This window comes from Brevibacterium sp. LAARM2_SD2 (assembly GCF_057364785.1).
The window spans coordinates 36,668-55,073 of sequence record NZ_JBNFOM010000028.1 but is presented as its reverse complement, the minus strand read 5'-3'; the positions used below and the strand labels follow the sequence as shown (position 1 = coordinate 55,073).

15 protein-coding genes and 1 pseudogene are annotated in these 18,406 nt (G+C 70.4%); 9 read left to right on the top strand and 7 right to left on the bottom strand.

Annotated elements, in window-relative coordinates; translation table 11 throughout:
- Positions 1-418 (bottom strand): annotated as a pseudogene (locus AC2W7K_RS15515) (P1 family peptidase); the annotation flags it as partial.
- Positions 415-1,917 (bottom strand): aminopeptidase P family protein, encoded by a 1,503-nt coding sequence (locus tag AC2W7K_RS15510; RefSeq protein ID WP_344249806.1) that lies wholly within the window; start codon positions 1,915-1,917, stop codon positions 415-417. The gene AC2W7K_RS15510 and the pseudogene AC2W7K_RS15515, both read right to left, overlap by 4 nt.
- 57 nt (positions 1,918-1,974) lie before the next feature.
- Here AC2W7K_RS15510 and AC2W7K_RS15505 point away from each other — a divergent pair, with 57 nt between their 5' ends.
- Entirely contained in the window at positions 1,975-2,832 is an 858-nt protein-coding gene (locus AC2W7K_RS15505; protein WP_344249804.1) for a PHP domain-containing protein, read from the top strand.
- Positions 2,833-2,989: 157 nt separating this feature from the next.
- Here the strand turns inward: AC2W7K_RS15505 and AC2W7K_RS15500 are convergent, their stop codons facing one another.
- Positions 2,990-4,462 (bottom strand): DEAD/DEAH box helicase, encoded by a 1,473-nt coding sequence (locus AC2W7K_RS15500; protein WP_344249802.1) that lies wholly within the window; start codon positions 4,460-4,462, stop codon positions 2,990-2,992.
- Between the two features lie 61 nt (positions 4,463-4,523).
- Here AC2W7K_RS15500 and AC2W7K_RS15495 point away from each other — a divergent pair, with 61 nt between their 5' ends.
- Positions 4,524-5,156 (top strand): ferritin-like fold-containing protein, encoded by a 633-nt coding sequence (locus AC2W7K_RS15495; protein WP_140955187.1) that lies wholly within the window; start codon positions 4,524-4,526, stop codon positions 5,154-5,156.
- An 81-nt stretch (positions 5,157-5,237) separates the two neighbouring features.
- On the opposite strand, the gene AC2W7K_RS15490 is transcribed toward AC2W7K_RS15495, so the two are convergent.
- Entirely contained in the window at positions 5,238-5,462 is a 225-nt protein-coding gene (locus AC2W7K_RS15490) for a DUF3107 domain-containing protein (protein ID WP_198498562.1), read from the bottom strand.
- A 188-nt stretch (positions 5,463-5,650) separates the two neighbouring features.
- Entirely contained in the window at positions 5,651-6,250 is a 600-nt protein-coding gene (locus AC2W7K_RS15485; protein ID WP_232623565.1) for a TetR/AcrR family transcriptional regulator, read from the bottom strand.
- 75 nt (positions 6,251-6,325) lie between these two features.
- On the opposite strand from AC2W7K_RS15485, the gene AC2W7K_RS15480 reads away from it, so the two are divergent.
- Genes AC2W7K_RS15480 through AC2W7K_RS15465 form a run of 4 tightly spaced genes read left to right on the top strand, consistent with a single transcriptional unit; the run spans position 6,326 to position 12,687 of the window.
- Positions 6,326-8,422, top strand: coding sequence for an AAA family ATPase (locus AC2W7K_RS15480; protein WP_486006372.1), 2,097 nt, complete (start codon positions 6,326-6,328; stop codon positions 8,420-8,422).
- A complete protein-coding gene (locus AC2W7K_RS15475) occupies positions 8,419-9,561 on the top strand; it encodes a RecB family exonuclease (protein ID WP_486006374.1) in 1,143 nt (380 codons plus the stop codon). The genes AC2W7K_RS15480 and AC2W7K_RS15475 overlap by 4 nt, the downstream gene beginning before the upstream one ends.
- Positions 9,561-12,461: an ATP-dependent helicase gene (locus AC2W7K_RS15470; RefSeq protein WP_486006371.1), complete on the top strand. Its 2,901-nt coding sequence runs from the start codon at positions 9,561-9,563 to the stop codon at positions 12,459-12,461. The genes AC2W7K_RS15475 and AC2W7K_RS15470 overlap by 1 nt, the downstream gene beginning before the upstream one ends.
- Positions 12,391-12,687 carry a PD-(D/E)XK nuclease family protein gene (locus AC2W7K_RS15465; protein ID WP_486006370.1) on the top strand — a complete coding sequence of 99 codons (297 nt, stop codon included), beginning with the start codon at positions 12,391-12,393 and terminating at the stop codon, positions 12,685-12,687. The genes AC2W7K_RS15470 and AC2W7K_RS15465 overlap by 71 nt, the downstream gene beginning before the upstream one ends.
- 71 nt (positions 12,688-12,758) lie before the next feature.
- On the opposite strand, the gene AC2W7K_RS15460 is transcribed toward AC2W7K_RS15465, so the two are convergent.
- Positions 12,759-13,460 (bottom strand): hypothetical protein, encoded by a 702-nt coding sequence (locus AC2W7K_RS15460; protein WP_486006369.1) that lies wholly within the window; start codon positions 13,458-13,460, stop codon positions 12,759-12,761.
- A gap of 605 nt (positions 13,461-14,065) precedes the next feature.
- On the opposite strand from AC2W7K_RS15460, the gene nudC reads away from it, so the two are divergent.
- From nudC to AC2W7K_RS15445, 3 genes are all read left to right on the top strand, one after another.
- Positions 14,066-15,043, top strand: a complete 978-nt coding sequence (gene nudC, locus AC2W7K_RS15455; RefSeq protein ID WP_344249791.1) for an NAD(+) diphosphatase — start codon at positions 14,066-14,068, stop codon at positions 15,041-15,043.
- 114 nt (positions 15,044-15,157) lie between these two features.
- Positions 15,158-16,483 (top strand): ATP-dependent helicase, encoded by a 1,326-nt coding sequence (locus AC2W7K_RS15450; protein ID WP_486006368.1) that lies wholly within the window; start codon positions 15,158-15,160, stop codon positions 16,481-16,483.
- Positions 16,408-17,076, top strand: a complete 669-nt coding sequence (locus AC2W7K_RS15445) for an HRDC domain-containing protein (RefSeq protein WP_486006367.1) — start codon at positions 16,408-16,410, stop codon at positions 17,074-17,076. The genes AC2W7K_RS15450 and AC2W7K_RS15445 overlap by 76 nt, the downstream gene beginning before the upstream one ends.
- On the opposite strand, the gene AC2W7K_RS15440 is transcribed toward AC2W7K_RS15445, so the two are convergent.
- Positions 17,053-17,889, bottom strand: coding sequence for a hypothetical protein (locus AC2W7K_RS15440; RefSeq protein ID WP_486006366.1), 837 nt, complete (start codon positions 17,887-17,889; stop codon positions 17,053-17,055). The genes AC2W7K_RS15445 and AC2W7K_RS15440 overlap by 24 nt on opposite strands.
- Between the last annotated feature and the right edge of the window lie 517 nt (positions 17,890-18,406).

Below are 18,406 nucleotides of genomic sequence, written 5' to 3'. Positions count from 1 at the left end.
CCGCCGCCGCCCCCTCAGCGGGTGTCGGCGGGGCGACGGGACCGCTGCCGCGACCGAGGTCGTAGAGCGCGGCCGCGGGGACGAGCGGGATGACCGTGCCCGGCGGGTGAGGTGCGGGAAAACCGCGACCCGCCTCGGCGAGGGCCTCCGACACCCCGGCGACGGTGCGCAGACCGATCGCCGATCCGCCGGTGAGGACGATCGCATCGGCCCCGTAGGCATGGGTGCCCGGAGCGATGACGTCGGTCTCGTGCGTCGCCGGGCCTCCGCCGCGCACATCGACGCCGACCGTCGATCCCGGCGGCGGCACAAGTGCGGTGACACCGGTGAGGCGCTGCCGGGTGAAGTCACCGGCATGCCCGAGTCCGATCCCGGGGATCTCGAGGATGCCCCGCCCGCGGGTCGGGGTCGGGATCATCGACCCTGGACCCAGGCTTCGATCTCCTCGCGGGTGCGGGGGAACCCGGCGGAGAGGTTCTCCACTCCGTCGGCGGTGACGAGGACATCGTCCTCGACGCGCACGCCGATGCCGCGGAACTCCTCGGGCACGAGGAGGTCGTCGGCCTTGAAGTAGAGACCGGGTTCGATCGTGAAGACCATGCCGGGCTCGAGCACGCCGTCGAGGTACATCTCCGCCCGCGCCTGCGCACAGTCGTGGACGTCGAGGCCGAGGTGGTGGCTCGTGCCGTGGACCATCCACCGGCGGTGCTGCTGACCCTCGGGGGAGAGCGATTCGGCCGCGGAGACCGGGAGGAGACCGAACTCCTCGAGCCTCGCGGCGATGACCTCCATCGCCGCCTCGTGGAGTTCGCGGAAGCGCACGGTGCGCTGCGTGTGCTCGGCGGCCACGGCGAACGCGGCATCGGAGGCGTCGAGGACGGCGTCGTAGATCTTGGCCTGCACCTCGGTGAACGTGCCCGACACCGGCAGGGTGCGGGTGATGTCAGCGGTGTAGAGGGAATCGGCTTCGGCTCCGGCGTCGACGAGGACGAGATCGCCGTCGACGACGGGTCCGTCGTTGCGAATCCAGTGGAGGGTGCACGCATGGTTGCCCGAGGCCGCGATCGTGTCGTAGCCGATGCCGTTGCCGTCGGAGCGGGCGGCGGTCTCGAAGGCGGTTTCGATGACGCGCTCGCCGCGGCGGTGGGCGACGGCCTGGGGCAGGGAGGCGACGACGTTGTCGAAGCCGGCGCGGGTGATCGCGACGGCCTCGCGCATCGCCTCGATCTCGTGGTCGTCCTTGACCAGGCGCAGCTCGGACAGCGCCTGGGCGAGTTCGGCATCCCCGGCCTCGGAGGTCTCGAGGTCGGCCTGGACCTGCGTGCGGGCGAGGTCGATGACGGAGTCAATGCGGGTGTCGGCTGCGCGCACGAGGCGCACGGAGATCGCGCCGAGGTCCTTCGTGATCGCATCGTCGACGGTCGCCGAGTTCGCGGTCGCGATGCCGGTCATCGTCGCCATCGCCTCGAGGTCGGCGCGCGGGCCCACCCAGTACTCGCCGTAGCGGGCGTCGGAGAAGAACTCCTCCGTGTCGGCGCCGGCGCGGGGACGGAAGTAGAGGGTGACGGTGTGCTCGTCGCCCTCGGGTTCGAAGACGAGGACGGCGTCGGGTTCGGAATCGGCTTCGAGGCCGGTGAGGTGGATGAACGCCGAATGGGCGCGGAACCGGTAGTCGGTGTCGTTCGACCGGACCTTGAGTCCGCCGGCGGGCACGACGAGGCGCTCCCCGGGGAAGGCCGCGGAGATCTTCGCCCGCCGCTCAGGGGTGAACCCGGCGGCCGCGAGGGCCTCGGCGTTGAGCGGGGTGCGATCCCAGCCCTGCGCGACGAAGTCGCGGAATGCGCGGGAGCTGGGACGGTGCGAGCGGTTGTTGACGCGGTCGTTGATCGGCTGGTCGGTCTCCGTGCTGTCTGTCATGCCTCCATTCTAGGCACGCGGTCAGGACGGCTCCGGCGAGTGGATAGACTTGAGGGCATGGTCATCGATCTCCATGCACACACGGCGTTCTCGGACGGGACACAGAGCCCGTCCGAACTCGTTTCCGAAGCCTCGATGGAGGGCATCGACGTCGTCGGCATCACCGATCATGACACGACCGCAGGATGGGCTCCCGCCGAGGAGGCGGCCCGGGTCTACGGCCTGGGCCTCGTCCGCGGGATGGAGATCTCGTGCCGTCATGAGGGGATCAGCGTCCATCTCCTCTCCTATCTCCACGACCCCTACGACACGGGCCTGGCCAGCGTCGTCGAGGAGACCCGGCGGGCCCGCCTCGACCGGACCCACCTCATCATCGACCGGCTCGCCGAGGACTATCCCATCGACATGGACGCCGTGCTCGCCGTCGCCGGCGAGGACGCGACGATCGGGCGCCCCCACATCGCCGATGCGCTCGTGGCCGCCGGGCTCGTCGAGACCCGCTCGGAGGCGTTCGCCTCGATCCTCTCGAGCCACGGCAAGTACCACGTCACCCTGCCGACGATCGACCCGATCACCGCGATCCGCCTCATCGCCGAGGCGGGGGGCGTGTCCGTCTTCGCCCATCCCCGGGCGGCGATGCGGGGTCTCGTCGTCTCCGATTCCGCGATGGCCGACTTCATCGCCGCGGGACTCGACGGACTCGAGGTCGACCACCGGGACAACCCGCCGAACGAACGCGAGATCATGAGGCGCCTCGCTCACGACCACGACCTCATCGTCACCGGGTCGAGCGACTACCACGGCACGGGCAAGCCCAACCGCCTCGGCGAGCATTCGACGTCCGAGCACATGCTCGCCAAACTCCTCGACCGCGCCGCCGGCAGGCCCGGGGGAGTCGAGTTCATCCAGGGGTGAGCGCGGAGTCAGCGCCCTCGATCAAGCGATGGGCGCGTGCACGGCCCGCTGTCCGCACTGCCGCGTGATCGAGCGGGGGTCGCGGGTGCGAGGTTCTTCGGCAGACGACGAACGCCCCGCCGCAGGTGACTGCGGGCGGGCGCCGGTGGTGCCGGTCTCACTCGGTGCCGGTGTCCGAGGCCTCGGCACGGCTCGTGCGACCGACGGGCTTGCCGCCGCGGGTGCGACGACGCTGCCGGTTGCGGCGGGGCTTCTTCGCATCGGTGTCGGCCGCGGAATCGCCGCCGCGGGAGTCCGAGGAGTCGCCGCGACGGGAATCGGACGGGGATTCGCTCTTCTCCCCGCTGCGCCGACGGCGGGCCGGGCGCTTGTCCTCACCGACGTTGTCGGAGGATTCGCCGTGCTTGTGGGGCAGACGCCCCTTCGTGCCCTTCGCGATGCCGAGGTCGGAGAAGAAGTGGGGAGAGGTCGAGTACGTCTCCGCGGGCTCGTCGTGCTCGAGGCCGAGGGCCTTGTTGATGAGCCGCCAGCGGGGCATGTCATCCCAGTCGACGAGCGTCACGGCGGTGCCGGAGTTGCCTGCGCGACCGGTGCGGCCGATGCGGTGGACGTAGGTCTTCTCGTCCTCGGGGGACTGGAAGTTGACGACGTGGGTGACATCGTCGATGTCGATGCCGCGGGCGGCGACGTCGGTGGCGACGAGGACGTCGACGGTGCCGTCGCGGAACGACTTCAGCGCCTTCTCCCGCTGCGCCTGCCCGAGGTCGCCGTGCAGCGCCCGGACGGCGAAGCCGCGGTCGGAGAGTTCGGCGGCGAGCTTGTCGGCGGTGCGCTTCGTGCGGGTGAAGATGATCGTCCGCCCGCGGCCCTCGGCCTGGAGGAGACGGGCGACCATCTCGCTCTTGTCCATCGAATGCGCGCGGTAGACGAACTGCGTCGTGTTCTTGCCCGTCAGCGAGAGGTCCTCGTTGTCATGGGCGCGGATGTGGGTGGGGCGATTCATGTAGCGTCGGGCCAGGGTGATGACGGCGCCGGGCATCGTCGCGGAGAAGAGCATCGTCTGCCGGTTCGCGGGAACGGCGTTGATGATGCGCTCGACGTCGGGGAGGAAGCCGAGGTCGAGCATCTCGTCGGCCTCGTCGAGGACGACGGTGCGGACCTTGTTCAGCTTGAGCACCTTGCGGCCGTAGAGGTCGAGGAGGCGTCCGGGGGTGCCGACGACGACGTCGACGCCGGCCTTGAGGGCATTGATCTGCGGATCGAAGTCCTTGCCGCCGTAGATCGTGATGATGTCGATGTCACGTTGGCTCGACGCGGTGACGAGGTCCTGGGCGACCTGCTTGGCGAGCTCGCGGGTGGGGACGACGACGAGCGCCTGCGGCAGGCGCTGACCGGTGTCGGCCGCGCCGTCCTCGTCCTTGCCGACCACGCGCTGGAGGAGGGGAATGCCGAAGCCGAGCGTCTTGCCCGTTCCGGTCTTCGCCTGCCCGATGATGTCGGCGCCCGAGAGCGCGACGGGAAGCGTCATCGCCTGGATCGGGAACGGGTGGGTGATCCCGGCCGCTGCCAGGGAGGCGACGATCGGTCCCGACACCCCCAGATCAGCGAAATCGGCGTCTGTGTCCGCCATGTCTCAAACTCCTTTTGGCGCCTTCGCGCCCGTGCTGGATGCGAACCGGTACTCTTGAGCTATGCCCGATTCTTACCCCTTGGCCAGTACTGATGCTGCAACGCTTGCGCTGGTCGCGTACGGTGAGCTCACCGCCTTCGAGAGAATGGCGACCAATGCGTCCACGGCTGTGGAGCTCGACGACACGGTGACGCTGTCACGGCTGGCATCGCACTCATTCTCGCACTTCGAAGAGCTTTCGCAGCGCATCAGTGAGTCGGGCCAGGATGTGATCGAACTCTGCAGGATCTTCGAGCCGACGTTCTCCGTGCTGGCGGAGAGGACTCGTCCCCGTGACTGGTACGAGAGCCTCATGAAGGGCTTCGTCTTCGACGGGATCATGAACGACTTCTATCGCATGGCGGCCGATAAGCTCGCAGAACCCGAGCACAGCCTGGCAATTGCTGTTCTCGATGATACACGGGCCGCCGACTTCGTCCGCAATCGGCTGACCGCCGACGTCGGCGAGGACACGCAGCTGGCCTCCCGGCTCGCCCTGTGGGGACGCAAACTCGTCGCCGAAACCCTCGGTCGCGCCCGGCACCTGCTCACCGACCCGGTCCTCGGTATCGACGAGGCCGTCATCGTCGAGGCGATCCCCGCGGTCACCGCGAACCACTCTCGCCGCATGTCGGCCCTCGGCCTCGTCGCATAGGTATAGGTGTCGCATTGGCATAGGTGGAGACACGGCAGAGGCCCGGTCACGATGACCGGGCCTCTGCGCTGTCCGACTGCCTCAGGCGACGCCGAAGCCGACGCGTCGGGAGGTCTCGCTGCCGAGTTCGATGTAGCCCAGCGCCGTCGACGGCACGAAGACCTGGCGGCCCTTCGTGTCGGTGAAGGTGAGCAGAGCCTCGGCCTTGACCGCTTCCTCGATGCGCGTGGCGAGGTCCTGGGCGGACTCGTCCGTGTCGAGGACGATCTCACGCGGGGACTGGCGGACGCCGATCTTGATTTCCATTGTTCTCCTTAACGCGGTGGTAGTCGTCCTCAGCTTAACGTTGCCCTCGCCCCGGTTTCTTCCCGCCTCGCAGGGCTCGGCGCTCGGCTCTCAGCGAACGCGAACGACCGCGGGTGGAGCCGACGGACGCTCGATCGGGGCTATCGTCGGGTCCGCCCTCCGCCCCGGCCGAGCGGCGGGGGCGGTCCTCAGCGGGTGTGGGTCGCGAAGGAGGAGAGTCCGCCCCAGCTCATCTGGGTGAGCAGGTCGACGGTCGCATCGATGTCGAGTTCGTGCGTCGCCTCGATCTGCTTGATGACGACCTCGGCGGTGCCGATGAGCGTGCGGCACAGCAGATCGGCGTCCGCGTCGTCGAGATCGGTGAAGCTCTGGAGCGCACTGACGATGCGGGCGACGGTGCCCTCGCGCATCGTGCGCACACGCTGCTGCGCCTCGGGCTCGTAGACATCGGAGTTGAAGAGGATGACGAACTCCTCGCGATGGGAGATCGCGAAGTCGAAGTACGCCCGGTAGGTCGCGCGGATGCGCTCGCGGGGGTCATCGGTCGAGTTGAGCGCCTGCGCGACCTGTCCGGCCAGGTGCGCGGCCGAGTGGTCGATGAGGGCGAGGTAGAGGTCCTGCTTCGACGCGAAGTGCTGGTAGAGGACCGGCTTCGACACGCCGGCCTCCTCGGCGATCGTGTCCATCGACGTCGTGCGGTATCCCCGATTGGCGAACACGGCGCGCGCCACCCCGACCAACTGGTCACGGCGCTGTTCACGGGGCATTCTCTGCTGCGGACTCGGCATCCCCCAATCCTACGCGAATCCGCCCCGCGACCCGGGAGCGAACACCGTGTCAGCGGCACATGATGGAATACGGGTATGGATGACCAGGCACCCGATCACTCGGCGACGCTGTCCGCGGCGCTGCTCAACCGCGAATCCGCCGCCGTCATCGGACGGCCGGGGACGGGGAAGACGACGCTGCTCGAGGCGGTCTACGGCCGCCTCGTCGAGTCCGTCGATCCCTCGTCGATCCTCGTCCTCACCCCCAACCGCGACCATGCCGACGTCCTGCGCAACACCCTTCCCGTCCCCGCCGAGGCGATCCTCCGGGCCGCTCCGGCCCGGAGCATCTCGTCGTTCGCCTACGGCATCGCCCGCGCCGCCCACGCCACCCGCACCGGGGAGGAGCTCGAGTTCGTCTCAGGCGCGGACCAGGACGTCTTCCTCGCCGATCTCCTCGCCGGCCACGAGGCCGGTCACGGACACACCCCGCACTGGCCGACCGACATCACCGCCGAGGTGCGCGCCACCTCGGCGTTCCGCACCGAGATCCGCGACGTCCTCAACAGGGTGATGGAGTTCGACTTCGGGGTCCGGCTGCCGCCTGCCGACGAACACGGGGAGTACGTCTTCGACGCCGGACGCAGCGCCCTGGAACGGGTCCTCGCGACCCACCCCGACCCGCGGTGGGAGGCCGTCGCAGCGGTGCTCGAGGAGTACCTCGGGATCATGAGCATGCCCGGATACGGGGGCATCGATGCGGCGACGGTGCTCGCCCGCGCGGCCTTCGAGATCCTCCGTGAACCCGCCGAGGTGACCGCCGGGCGGCCGTGGTCGTTCTCTCCCGATCGGGTTCCCTCCGTCGTCCTCGCCGACGGGGTCCAGGACTTCCCCGCCGCCAGCTGGGGCGTCCTCGAGCAGCTGCGCGAACGCGGGACTGCGCTTGCGCTCTTCGGCGCCCCGGAGACGGTGACGGGCCGCTTCCACGGGGCTGACGCCTCCGTGCTCGACCGGGCGGCCTCCGATGCCCGGTTCGAAACTCTCGTTCTCGACCGCGTCGTCGACACCGATCCCGAGCTCGCGGCCGTCTCCGACGGATTCGGCGCACGGATCACCACCCGGTGGGGACTCGGGCACATGCCGCGTCCGCTCATGTCTGCCGCGGGGGAGGACGCGGTGGGGGACGACGCGGCTGCGCCCGCCGGGTCGGAGCTCACGACGGACGAGGCCGTCGAGACCCATGTCTTCGCCGGTGCCGCGTCGGCCCACCGCTACCTCGCCCGACGCATCGCCGAGTACGTCGCCGCCGGGCACTCCCACTCCGATGTCGCCGTCATCTGCCGCAACGCGTCGACGGCACGGGTGACCGCCGGCGAACTCCGCGCGGCGGGCACGCCGACGGCGACGATCGTCCAGCCCCTCAACGTCGACCCGGCGACCGCGCCCCTGCTCGACCTGCTCACCCAAGCGCCCGGCCTGGGCGACGACGACACCCTCACCCGGGTCGCACTGTCCCTGGCCGGCAGCGTCTACATCCGCCTCGACGCCGTGCAGCTGCGCCGCTTCCGCCGCCTCGTCCGCAGCGCCTACCCGGCCGCCGACAGCACGGCATCGCTCGCCCTCGCGCTCCGCGACGCCCCAGCGGACTCACCGATCCCGGGACTGTCGACGCTGTCCCGGATGCTCAGTGCCGCCGCCGACCACGCCGATGCGGACCCGCACACCGCGCTCTGGGCCATCTGGGAGGCCGCCGGCGTCGCCGAACGCTGGCAGACCGAGGCGCTGCGGGACCCCGACGGAACTGCCGGAGCCCACCTCGACTCCGTGCTGCGCCTCTTCACCCTGGCGGAGAAGATCACCGACCGCGGCGGGTTCACCGCCCGCTCGTTCGCCGGCATCGTCGCCGAGCAGGACATCGCCCAGGACTCGCTCGCCCGCACCTCCGGGTTCGCCGACCACGTCCAGGTCGCACCCCGGCCTCGCTTGCCCACCTCCGTGTGCCCTGCGTCATCATCACCGACGTCAACGAGGGGGTGTGGCCCAACCCGAAGCTGCGCGGCGGCATCCTCGGACTCGGCGACCTCACCGCGCTCCTCGCCGGCGACGACCCCGTCACCGCGGACCCCGGCTACCATGCGCACGCCAAGCGCACGAACCTCCGCGAGGAAGCCGAGCTCTTCTACACCGCCCTGACGCGGGGCCGGGAAAAGATCATCGTCACCGCACTCTCGGACTCCGAGTCCGCGCCCTCGGCGTTCTTCGACGTCATCGCCGCAGCCACGTCACGCGGCACCGCCTCGACCGACGGATACACGCTCACCGACGAGGATGAGCTGCCGCCCCTCGACCTCGCCGAGATCGCCGCGCTGGCCCGCTCCCAACTCCTCGACGCCGCCCGCGACTCCGCCGGTGAGGGAGACGATCCGACGCCGGCAGCCGCCGCGGACTGGGCGGCACTGTCGGCGGCGCTGACCGCCGCGGTTCCCGGGTCGCGCGCACCCGGACAGTGGCGGGAGGCCGAGGACGTCACCTCGACGGCACCGCTGTTCACGCCCGACGACGACGTCACCATCTCCCCGTCGCAGGTCGAGACATTCTCCGACTGCTCGCTGCGCTGGTTCCTCACCCGCCACGGCGGTGACCGGGGAGGGACGACCGCGCAGAGCATCGGCACGATCCTCCACGCCGCCGCCGAACACCATCCGACCGGCCCGACCTCGACGATCAGGGAGTACGTTGAACGCGAGTTCGCAACCCTCGAGTTCGCCACCGACTGGGAGCGCGAACGGGAGCACACGGCCGCGATGGCCATGGTCGACCGCCTCGGCGAGTACATCGAGGACGCCCCCGGGTCGGTGCTCGGCGTCGAAGCCCAGGTTCATGCCTCCGGCGTCGACGACCTCGGGCAGGAATGGACGATCACCGGCCGGCTCGACCGGGTCGAAGCGACCGCCGACGGGGTGCGCATCGTCGACTTCAAGACAGGACGGAATGTTCCCGCCGGCGCCGACATGCCCCGGCACGCCCAGCTCGGCGTCTACCAGGAGGCCGTCGACTCCGGGACGCTCACCCTGCCCGACGGCCGGGTCGTCGACGTCGAAGCCGTCGGCGCCGAACTCGTCTTCCTGCGTCGGACGAAGTCGACGAAGCGGCTGCAGGGTGCGGTGAGCGCCGACGAGGACCCGGACTGGGCGCGGGAGCTCATCGGTGAGGTCTCGACGAGGATGCGCTCCGCGGACTTCCCGGCCCGCGTCGACCCGCCGAAGTGCCTGAGCTGTCCCGTGCGATCGTCGTGCCCGGCGATCGGCCCCCACATGCTGGAGGAGTCCTGATGAGATTCAGCGCCGACGACCTCGCTCGGCTCACCGCCGCCGATCCGACGCGCGCGTTCGGTCCGAGTCCCGAACAGCAGCGCATCATCGAAGCCGACCCCGCCCAGACGATGAAGGTCACCGCCGGCGCCGGATCGGGCAAGACCACCGTCATCTCCCAGCGCGTCGTCTGGCTCGTCGCCAACGGGCACGTCGCCCCCGAGGAGATCCTCGGCCTCACCTTCACCCGCAAGGCCGTGGGGGAGCTCGGCAGCCGCATCCGGGTGCTGCTCTCGCGTCTGCGGCACAACCTCGGCGAGGGCAGCGACCTCGCTCTGCCCGGCCTCGACTATCCGCCGGTGTCGACGTACAACTCGTATGCGGCCGCGATCGTCGGCGAGCACGGCGCGAGCATCGGCATCGAACCCGAGACCGTGCTCCTCGACGAGGCGGGTGCCCACGCGATCGCCGCCGAGGTCATCGATGCCGCGTCCGCCGAGGCGGTGCCCGGCAGCTATGCGCGGGACACGATGATCGCCGACATCATCGCGTTCGCCGGGGCGATGAACGACCATGGCCGTGATGTCGCCGAGGTGACCGACTACCTTGAGGCGTGCCTGCGGGCGCTCGTGTCGAGCAAGGGCAAACCCGTCGACCCGAGCGGTCGGCGTCGGAAGCTCGAGGAGAAGATCCGCACGGCGGCCCTGGCCGGGGAGTACATGAGCGCGAAGCGCCGTCATCTCGCCATGGACTTCTCCGATCAGGTGCGGTTCGCCCAGCGCATCGTCGACGAGGTGCCCCAAGCCCTGGCGGCGGAGCAGGCGAGGTGGAGGATCGTCCTCCTCGACGAGTTCCAGGACACCTCCGTCGCGCAGCTCACGCTGCTCTCCACCCTGTTCTCGAGGACAGCGGTCACCGCCGTCGGCGATCCCCGGCAGGCGATCTACGGGTGGCGCGGCGCCAGCGCTGACAACATGATCCGCTTCGACGCGGACTTCACCGACGTCGAGCCGCTGACCCTGAGCACGAGCTGGCGCAACGACCGGACGATCCTCGACGTCGCCAACCGGGTCGCCGACGGGCTCACCGGCAGCCGGGAGACGCCCCTGACGACCCGCCCCGACGCCGGGGTCGGCGACGTCGTCGTCGACGTCTCCTCCGGCGCACACGACGAGTCGTTCCTCACCGTGGGGCTGCGCTCGCTCACCGAATGGGCGGCCGGACTGCCGGAGGGCGCCTCGACTGCGGTGCTGTGCCGCAAGCGCGCGCACTTCGCCCCCGTCACCGCCGCGCTCGAGACCGCGGGCTTCGCCGTCCACGTCCATGGGTCCTCCGGCCTGCTCAGCGACCCGTACGTCGCCGACCTCCGCGCCGTGCTCAGCGCCGCGGTCGATCCGCTGGCCGGGGACGAGCTCATGCGGCTGCTCAGCGGGCGGCTGCTCGGCCTCGGCGCGACCGACATCGCCGCGCTCTCGGCCTTCACCCGACGCCAGGCGAAGGGCCGGGAGACCGCAGCGAAGTCGCAGGCTGCCGGCGGGGGAGAGCTGCTGGCCGAAGCCATCGACGTGCCGACGATCGTCGAGGGCCTCGACGAGCTCATCGACCTTCCTGCCGCGCGGGCCACCGGGCTCAGCGACACCGCCCGCGAGCGTCTCGTCCGCTTCGCCCGGGCCCTGCGCGCGGTGCGGGCGGGCACCGGCACACTCACCTCGGTGGTGCGCACCGCGCTGACGGAGACGGGCATCGACTCCGACATCTGGGCGCTCGGCGACGCCCTGCGCCGGGTCCACCGCCAGGCGATCGACGGGTTCCTCTCCGCCGCCGCCCAGTACTCGGCGACCGCCGAGCGGCCGAGTGTGCCCGGCTTCCTCGAATGGCTCTCGCTCATGGAGGTCAAGGACGCGCTCAGCGCCGCCGAGCCGACCGTGGCCCCGGGAGCGATCAACGTCATGACCGTCCACGCCTCGAAGGGACTCGAGTTCGACGCCGTCGCCGTGCCCTCGCTCGTCGTCAAGGACTTTCCGACCGAACCCCGGGACAAGGAGGGGTGGATGGGACGCACCGCCCTGCCCTATCCGCTGCGCGGGGACCGCCTGCACCTCGTCGACTACGACCTGCGCAGCGCCGAGTTCGAGACGAAGAAGGAACTCGACGAATGGGTCAGCGAGTTCATCAAGCCGGCCGTGGCCGAGGCGCATGAGCAGGAGGAGCGGCGGCTCGCCTACGTCGCGTTCACCCGCGCCAAGCATCATCTCTGGCTCGGCGCCGAGCTCATGGGATCCCGGTCCACCCCCGACGAGCTCTCCCCGTTCCTTCGTGAGGCCGCCGAGGCCGCAGGGCTCAACCCGGAGATCCCCGACCCCGCGGAGGAGTCCGCGGCGGATCGGATCGAGACGACGGTGTGGCCGGTGCCGCGCACCGAGCGGGTCGCCATCGCCGAACGCGCCGGGCGCTGGGTGGAGGCCGCCGGTGACATCGACCTCGAGACCGTCGCGCGCGGGGACTCCCCGGTGGCCGTCCTGGCCAGACGCGCCCAGGCCATCCTCCGCGCCCAGGAGCCGGCGGCGGAGGGACGACTGCCCGACCGCCTGTCGACGACGGACCTCGTGTCATGGCGGCGGGACCCGGAGGAGTTCCGCACGCAGACGCTGCGTCCCGTGCCCGAACCCCCGAGCCGGGCGGCGGAGATCGGCACGAGCTTCCATGCCTGGGTCGAGCGGCACTTCGGACAGGCGAGCATCGACATCGATGAGCTCGAGACCGTGCGGCCGCGACACGGCGCAGCTCACGCGCCTCCAGGAGACGTTCCTCGCCTCGGACTTCGCGCGTCGGCAGGCGGCGGAGATCGAGATGTCCTTCGAGCTCGTCCTCGGCCGGTTCCGGGTGCCCGGGAAGATCGACGCCGTGTTCATCACCGGTGACCATGCCGAGGTCGTCGACTGGAAGACGTCGAAGAGGCCGAACGCGGAGACGCTCGAGGTGATGAAGTGGCAGCTGGCGCTCTATCGGTTCGCCGTCCAGCGGGTCCACCCCGAGGTCACCGAGGTGACCGGGACGTTCTACTTCGTCGGCAGCGACGACGTCGTCAGCTTCTCCGACCTGCCCGAGGAGGATGAGGTGATCGCATGGCTGGCCGTCCACGACTGAGCGCGAGCGGGTGAGTGCGGGCGGACACCACTCGAAATGGGAGCATCGGAGAGCGCACGAGTGCGCGCGGGTCAGCTCCGCTCGGGGCTGCTCGACCGCTCAGTGCTGCGCGCCTGCGCGGAGTCCCCGGGCCGCTCAGCCGTCGGGGACGCCGTCGGCTCGTCAGCGTCGTCCGCTGACTCGGACTCGGCCGTTGACTCGGACTCGGCCGTCGACTCGGCAGCGGGCGTCGACGGACGCCGGCTGCCCGTCGCGTGAGGCTCACCGGCGGCCGACCCGCCCGGACCGGAGGCCGATGACGGCCCGGCGTGCGACCCCTCGGCCACATCGTCCGACGACACCGGCGCCGTCGGCACGTCGGAGCCGTCAGGGTGCAGAAGCACCTGATCGAAGGACGTAAGGAGGTCGGCGGCGTCCTGGATCGCCTCCTCGTCGCCGGAGTCGACCGCTTCGAGGAGCCAGTCGAGGACGGCGAACTCGGCGAGGAGTTCGGCCCGGGTGACGATGTGGTCGTCGGCGCGGGGCCGTGAGCTGCGGTACTCGGTGAAGAACGTCGGCACCGCGGCCGGATCGATGAGCGCGGAGGCTGCGGCGAGATCGATCGCCGGATCCGAGACCCGGATCCGTCCGATCTCCGAGAGGGCGAGCACCCGCTCCTCATCGGTGTAGACGCTCGACTCGTCGATGGCGCCGTGGATGGGCGTGGCGAGGAAGTGCCAGAGCGCGACCTTCTCGAACTCCTCCTCCCAATGCTGGAGGAGAGTCGACGGCACCCGCCCGGTGGCCGCGGCTGATCGAGGCGGTCGAGGATCTGGAACTGGAAGCGGGAGGGCTCCTCGACGGGGAATCCGGCGTCGGAGATCGGTTCCGGGGCGGCCGAGTGGAGCGTCGCCAGCGTCTGCGCCAGCGAGCTCGCCCGCGCGACATCGGCGATCGGCTCGTCACCGACCGGGGCGCCGGGAAGCGGATCGGCGAGGGTGACGGTGACCGCCTTCTCGGTCGCGAAGAGCTTCGGTTCGACCTCGGTGATCGCCCGCAGGTGCGGCCACGTGAAATCGGCGTGCGGATAGGCGAGATCGTAGATCCGGGCCGCCTCGGCGATCGACCCCGTGTCAGCGGACCGGTCGACGCGGGTGTGCGCCGTCGCCACGTACTCGGTCTCGCCGTCGCCGATGAGAATCCTCACTCCCGCATCGAGGGAGGGCAGCGGTGTCCATGTCGTCGGGGAGAAGTCGTCGAGCATCGTCGCCGCGACCGCTGCCAACTTGAGCGCCTTCGTATCCACCCTTCCCAATCTACCGTCTGCGCCCCGCCCAGGCCGGGGATTGGACCCCTACGCGTGTCCGCCGCGTCAGACCCCTGAGCTATCGTGGAATCCATGGAACCGCTGCCCATGATCACGCCCGTCAGCCTGGCCAGGAACGGCATCGACCGCGATCATCTCACCCGCGGGGCAGACGGCGATCTCACCGAGGTGTGGGCCGGCGGACCGGCCGCGGTGTTCGAGCATCGCGGGTCCCTGCTCGTGGCCGGCGGCGGCCTCTTCCGCGCCGCCCGCGACCTCGTGCCGCATGGTCAGACGGAGATCTACCTCGGCCGGGATGCCGCAGACCAGCGCTACATCGGCATCGGGCTCAGCGACGAGGGGCGCAGCGTCCTCGACACCGCCCTGGCCACGGCCCGCGATCGCGACGCCACCGACCTCCTCACCGCCCCCGGCTCCGGCATCGACAGCACCGAACCCGTGTGGCTGCCGCTGCGCGAACTCGCCGACGCCCTCGACGACGTCGACGTGTCCCTGGCCTGTGAACTCGTGGCGCTGAGCAACTGGCACCGCGCGCACACCCATTCCCCGCGCACCGGCACCCCCACCGAGGTGGTCCACGGCGGCTGGGTCCGCCGTGATCCGGAGACCGGCAGCGAGCACTTCCCCCGCACCGACCCCGCGATCATCGTCGTCATCGTCCATACCGATGCCGACGGCGTCGAACGCGTCCTCCTCGGCAACAACGCCGCATGGCCCGCCGACCGCTACTCGCTGCTCGCCGGCTTCGTCGAACCCGGAGAGACGCTCGAGAACGCCGTGATCCGCGAGGTCTGGGAGGAGGCGCACGTCACCGTCGTCAACCCCCGCTACCTCGGTTCGCAGCCGTGGCCGTTCCCCTGCTCCCTCATGCTCGGCTTCTCCGCCGAGGCGGTGTCGCTGGACGTCGCTGCCGACGAAGCCGAGATCACCTCGCTCAAGTGGTTCACGAGGGAGGAGCTGACAGCGGACATCGCCGCCGGACGCGTGGGCACCCCCGGCACCGTCTCGATCGCCGGCCAGCTGCTGTGGTCGTGGCTGGAGAGTCGGTGAACGCTCGCGCCGCCGACCTCCTCGCCGCCCTCGACGACGAGCAGCGGGCCGTCGCCACCCATTTCTCCTCCCCGGTCATCGTGCTCGCCGGCGCGCACCGGCAAGACCCGGGCGATGACCCACCGGATCGCCTACGGGATCGCCACCGAGGTGTTCCCCGCCAATCACGTCCTCGCCCTCACCTTCACCGCGAAGGCCGCCGGGGAGATGCGCGCCCGTCTGCGCTCCCTCGGCGTGCCGGCCGTCCAGGCCCGCACCTTCCACTCCGCGGCTCTGCGCCAGCTGCGGTTCTTCTGGGACCGCTTCGCCACCGGCGACTTCCCCCGGATCATCGAGAACAAGGCGGGAGTCCTCGGCTCGGTCATGCAGGAGCTCGGCCACGAGGTCAGCCGGGAACTCGCCCGCGACGTCGCCGCGGAGATCGAGTTCGCCGCCGCCTCCCTCCTCGGCGTCGCCGACTATGCGACGAAAGCCCAGGCCAGGGACCTGCCCGGTGATCTCAGCGTCGAGGACATGGTCCGCATCGCCGAAGCCTACTCGGAGGCGAAGACCCGCGGCCGCCTCCTCGACTTCGACGACGTCCTCCTCGTCCTCACCGGCGTCCTCGCGGAGTATCCGGCGATCGCCGCCGAAGTCCGCGAGCAGTACCGGCACTTCGTCGTCGACGAGTTCCAGGACGTCTCCCCGCTCCAGTTCGATCTGCTCTCCCGGTGGCTGGGGCCGCGCGACAACCTCTGCGTCGTCGGCGATCCCGCGCAGACGATCTACTCCTTCGCCGGGGCCGACGCGTCCCTGCTCGAGGCCCTGCCGTCGCAGCTGGCGGCACCGGAGACGATCCGGCTCGTGCGCAACTACCGGTCGACGAAGGCGATCGTCGCGACCGCGAACAGCCTGCTCCGCCACACCTCGCGCACCGCCCTGACCCTGCGGACGGACAACGCCGAGGGCACGCAGCCGCGGATGACCGAATATCCCACCGACGACGCCGAATCGCTCGGTGTCGCACGGGCGATCGCCGCCGAGGTGAAGGCCGGTCGCCGTCCCCGTGACATCGCCGTCCTCTTCCGCACGAACGGGCAGAGCCCGGCGTATGAGCAGGCGCTGACGGCGGCCGGGATCCCCTACGTCCTGCGCGGCGGGGAGCGCTTCTTCGCCCGCAAGGAGGTCAAGGAGTCGATCCTCATGCTCCGGGCCGCGCGCGCCGCCGCGGGTGCGCGACCGCTGCCGGAGATCGTCGCCGAGGTGCTCGTCTCCGCCGGTTACACGCGGACCCCGCCGCCAGCCGGGGCCAGCCGCCAGCGCTGGGAGTCGCTCAAGGCGATCGTCGACCTCGCCGAGACCCATCAGGCCGCAGCGCGCTGCCGGTGCCGCTCGAGGACTTCCTCGCCGACCTCGCCGATCGTGCCGAACACCAGTTCGCACCCGACATCGAGGGGGTGACGCTCGCCTCGTTCCACGCGGCCAAGGGCCTCGAATGGGACAGCGTCCACCTCGTGGGCCTGAGCGAAGGGCTCATGCCCATCAGCTATGCGCAGACCCCGCGGGCGATCGCCGAGGAGCGCCGGCTCTTCTACGTCGCGCTCACCCGTGCCGGTCGCGACCTGTCGCTGAGCTGGTCGCTGGCGCGGCACGAGTCGAAGCAGAAGCCGCGGCAGGCCTCGCGCTTCCTCGGTGAGCTCGGCCGGCTCGAGGAGGCGCCGGGTCAGGCGCGGCGACCGGCGACCACGGTGCGGACGAACCGGTGCCGGACGTGCGGAAAAGTCCTCGTCTCCCAGGTGGAGCGGGCTCTGGGGCGCTGCGCGCACTGTCCTGCCGACGTCGATCTCGAGCTGCTCGATGCCCTGCGCCGCTGGCGGGCGCGCGTCGGACTCGAACAGGGGCTGCCGCCGTATCTCGTGCTCACCGATGCCTCGCTCTCGGCGATCGCCGAACTCCATCCGCGGGATCTCCCCGGACTGGCGCGGATGCCCGGCGTCGGGGCCACGAAGCTCGAACTCTACGGTGAGAGCCTACTGCGCCTCCTCGTCGATTAGGGTCAGCCCGGGTGCGGGGACGCGGCAGTGGCACTGCGGGTGGTAGGAGAGCGCGTCGTCGTCGACGGCGCCGGAGCGCAGATCCACCCGGCGGCGCACCGGCTCCGCCTCGGTGAGGAGGGCGGCCCGGAGCACGAGCACGAGGTGGGCGGCACCGAGTGCGGGCGCGAGCGGATCGGCGAGGTCATCGCGGTCGGTGAGCGCGCGGATGCGCGGGTACTGGTCGAACCACCCCTCGTCGGCGTCACGGAGGAGCAGGCACGCACAGACGGTGCACGGGGTCGCGCCGGGACGGACGAGCCCGGTGATCTCGACGGAGAACTCACCGGCCACGACCTGGCAGTGGTCGACCTCCCGATCGACGAGCCACGTCGCAGTGTGGAGATCGGGAACGAGATGCGACGTCGTCACGACGATCGGATCGGCAGTGAGATCGAGCTCGTCGATGCGGGTTGCGGGAGTGACGGCGAATCCCGCTCGCGACAGCTGCTGGACGACCGCGACGCGCAGCGGGCCGAACACGCCGAGCGGTCGGGCCGCCAGCGCCGCGGCGGCCTGATCGGGGGAGCGGTCGAAGAGGCGAGCGGTGGCGAGGAGATTCGTCCCGCGCCGCACGGCAGCGGCGTCGGAGTCCTCGGGAATGAGCACACCCGCCTCGTCGAGCAGGGTGAGCAGCGACGTCGCCGGCGAGGTCGACGCCGAGGTCCTGGGCCCGGGTGTGGAACTGACCCGATCCCAGACCCATCCGCAGGTCGTCGATGAGGGAGGCGTCGGCGGGGAGGAGGCCGTCGATGAGCACCGGGTCCTCGACACCGAACTGCAGGCACGCGGCGCTCCGCCATGTGATCGGAACGCTGGGACAGATCCGCAGCATCATCCACCTCGCCTCCGTGTCGGGAGACCCAGACTAGTGAATGGAAGCAGGCCGCGCCATGGTGTGCGCAGATCTGTGGAAAACCTTGTGGAAAAACGGTTGAGGACAGGCCGAAAACGCTGTCCGACTTGCCCTCAACCGCATAGTGCCCCAGGCGCTCGCGGTGACTCGTGCGGCTTCCCCTTCCGCACGCATCTCCGGGTTTTCCGGGGTCAAACATAGAACCTATTCCCCATTCGCGGCCCCGTCAATGGCGCTCCGCGCCGCGCTTCGGCCCCATCCTGTGGATAACGTGTGGACAGGTGTCGCTCGTCTGTGGAGGAGGCGCGGACCCGGCGTCGCGGTCGATGTGCCGAGGAGGCGATGAATGCGTAGGTCACTTGAGATTCGAGTGACGATCCGGCGGCGTCGGCGTCTGTGGACGAACGCCGACCGGCCCCGAGAAGCGATACTCAG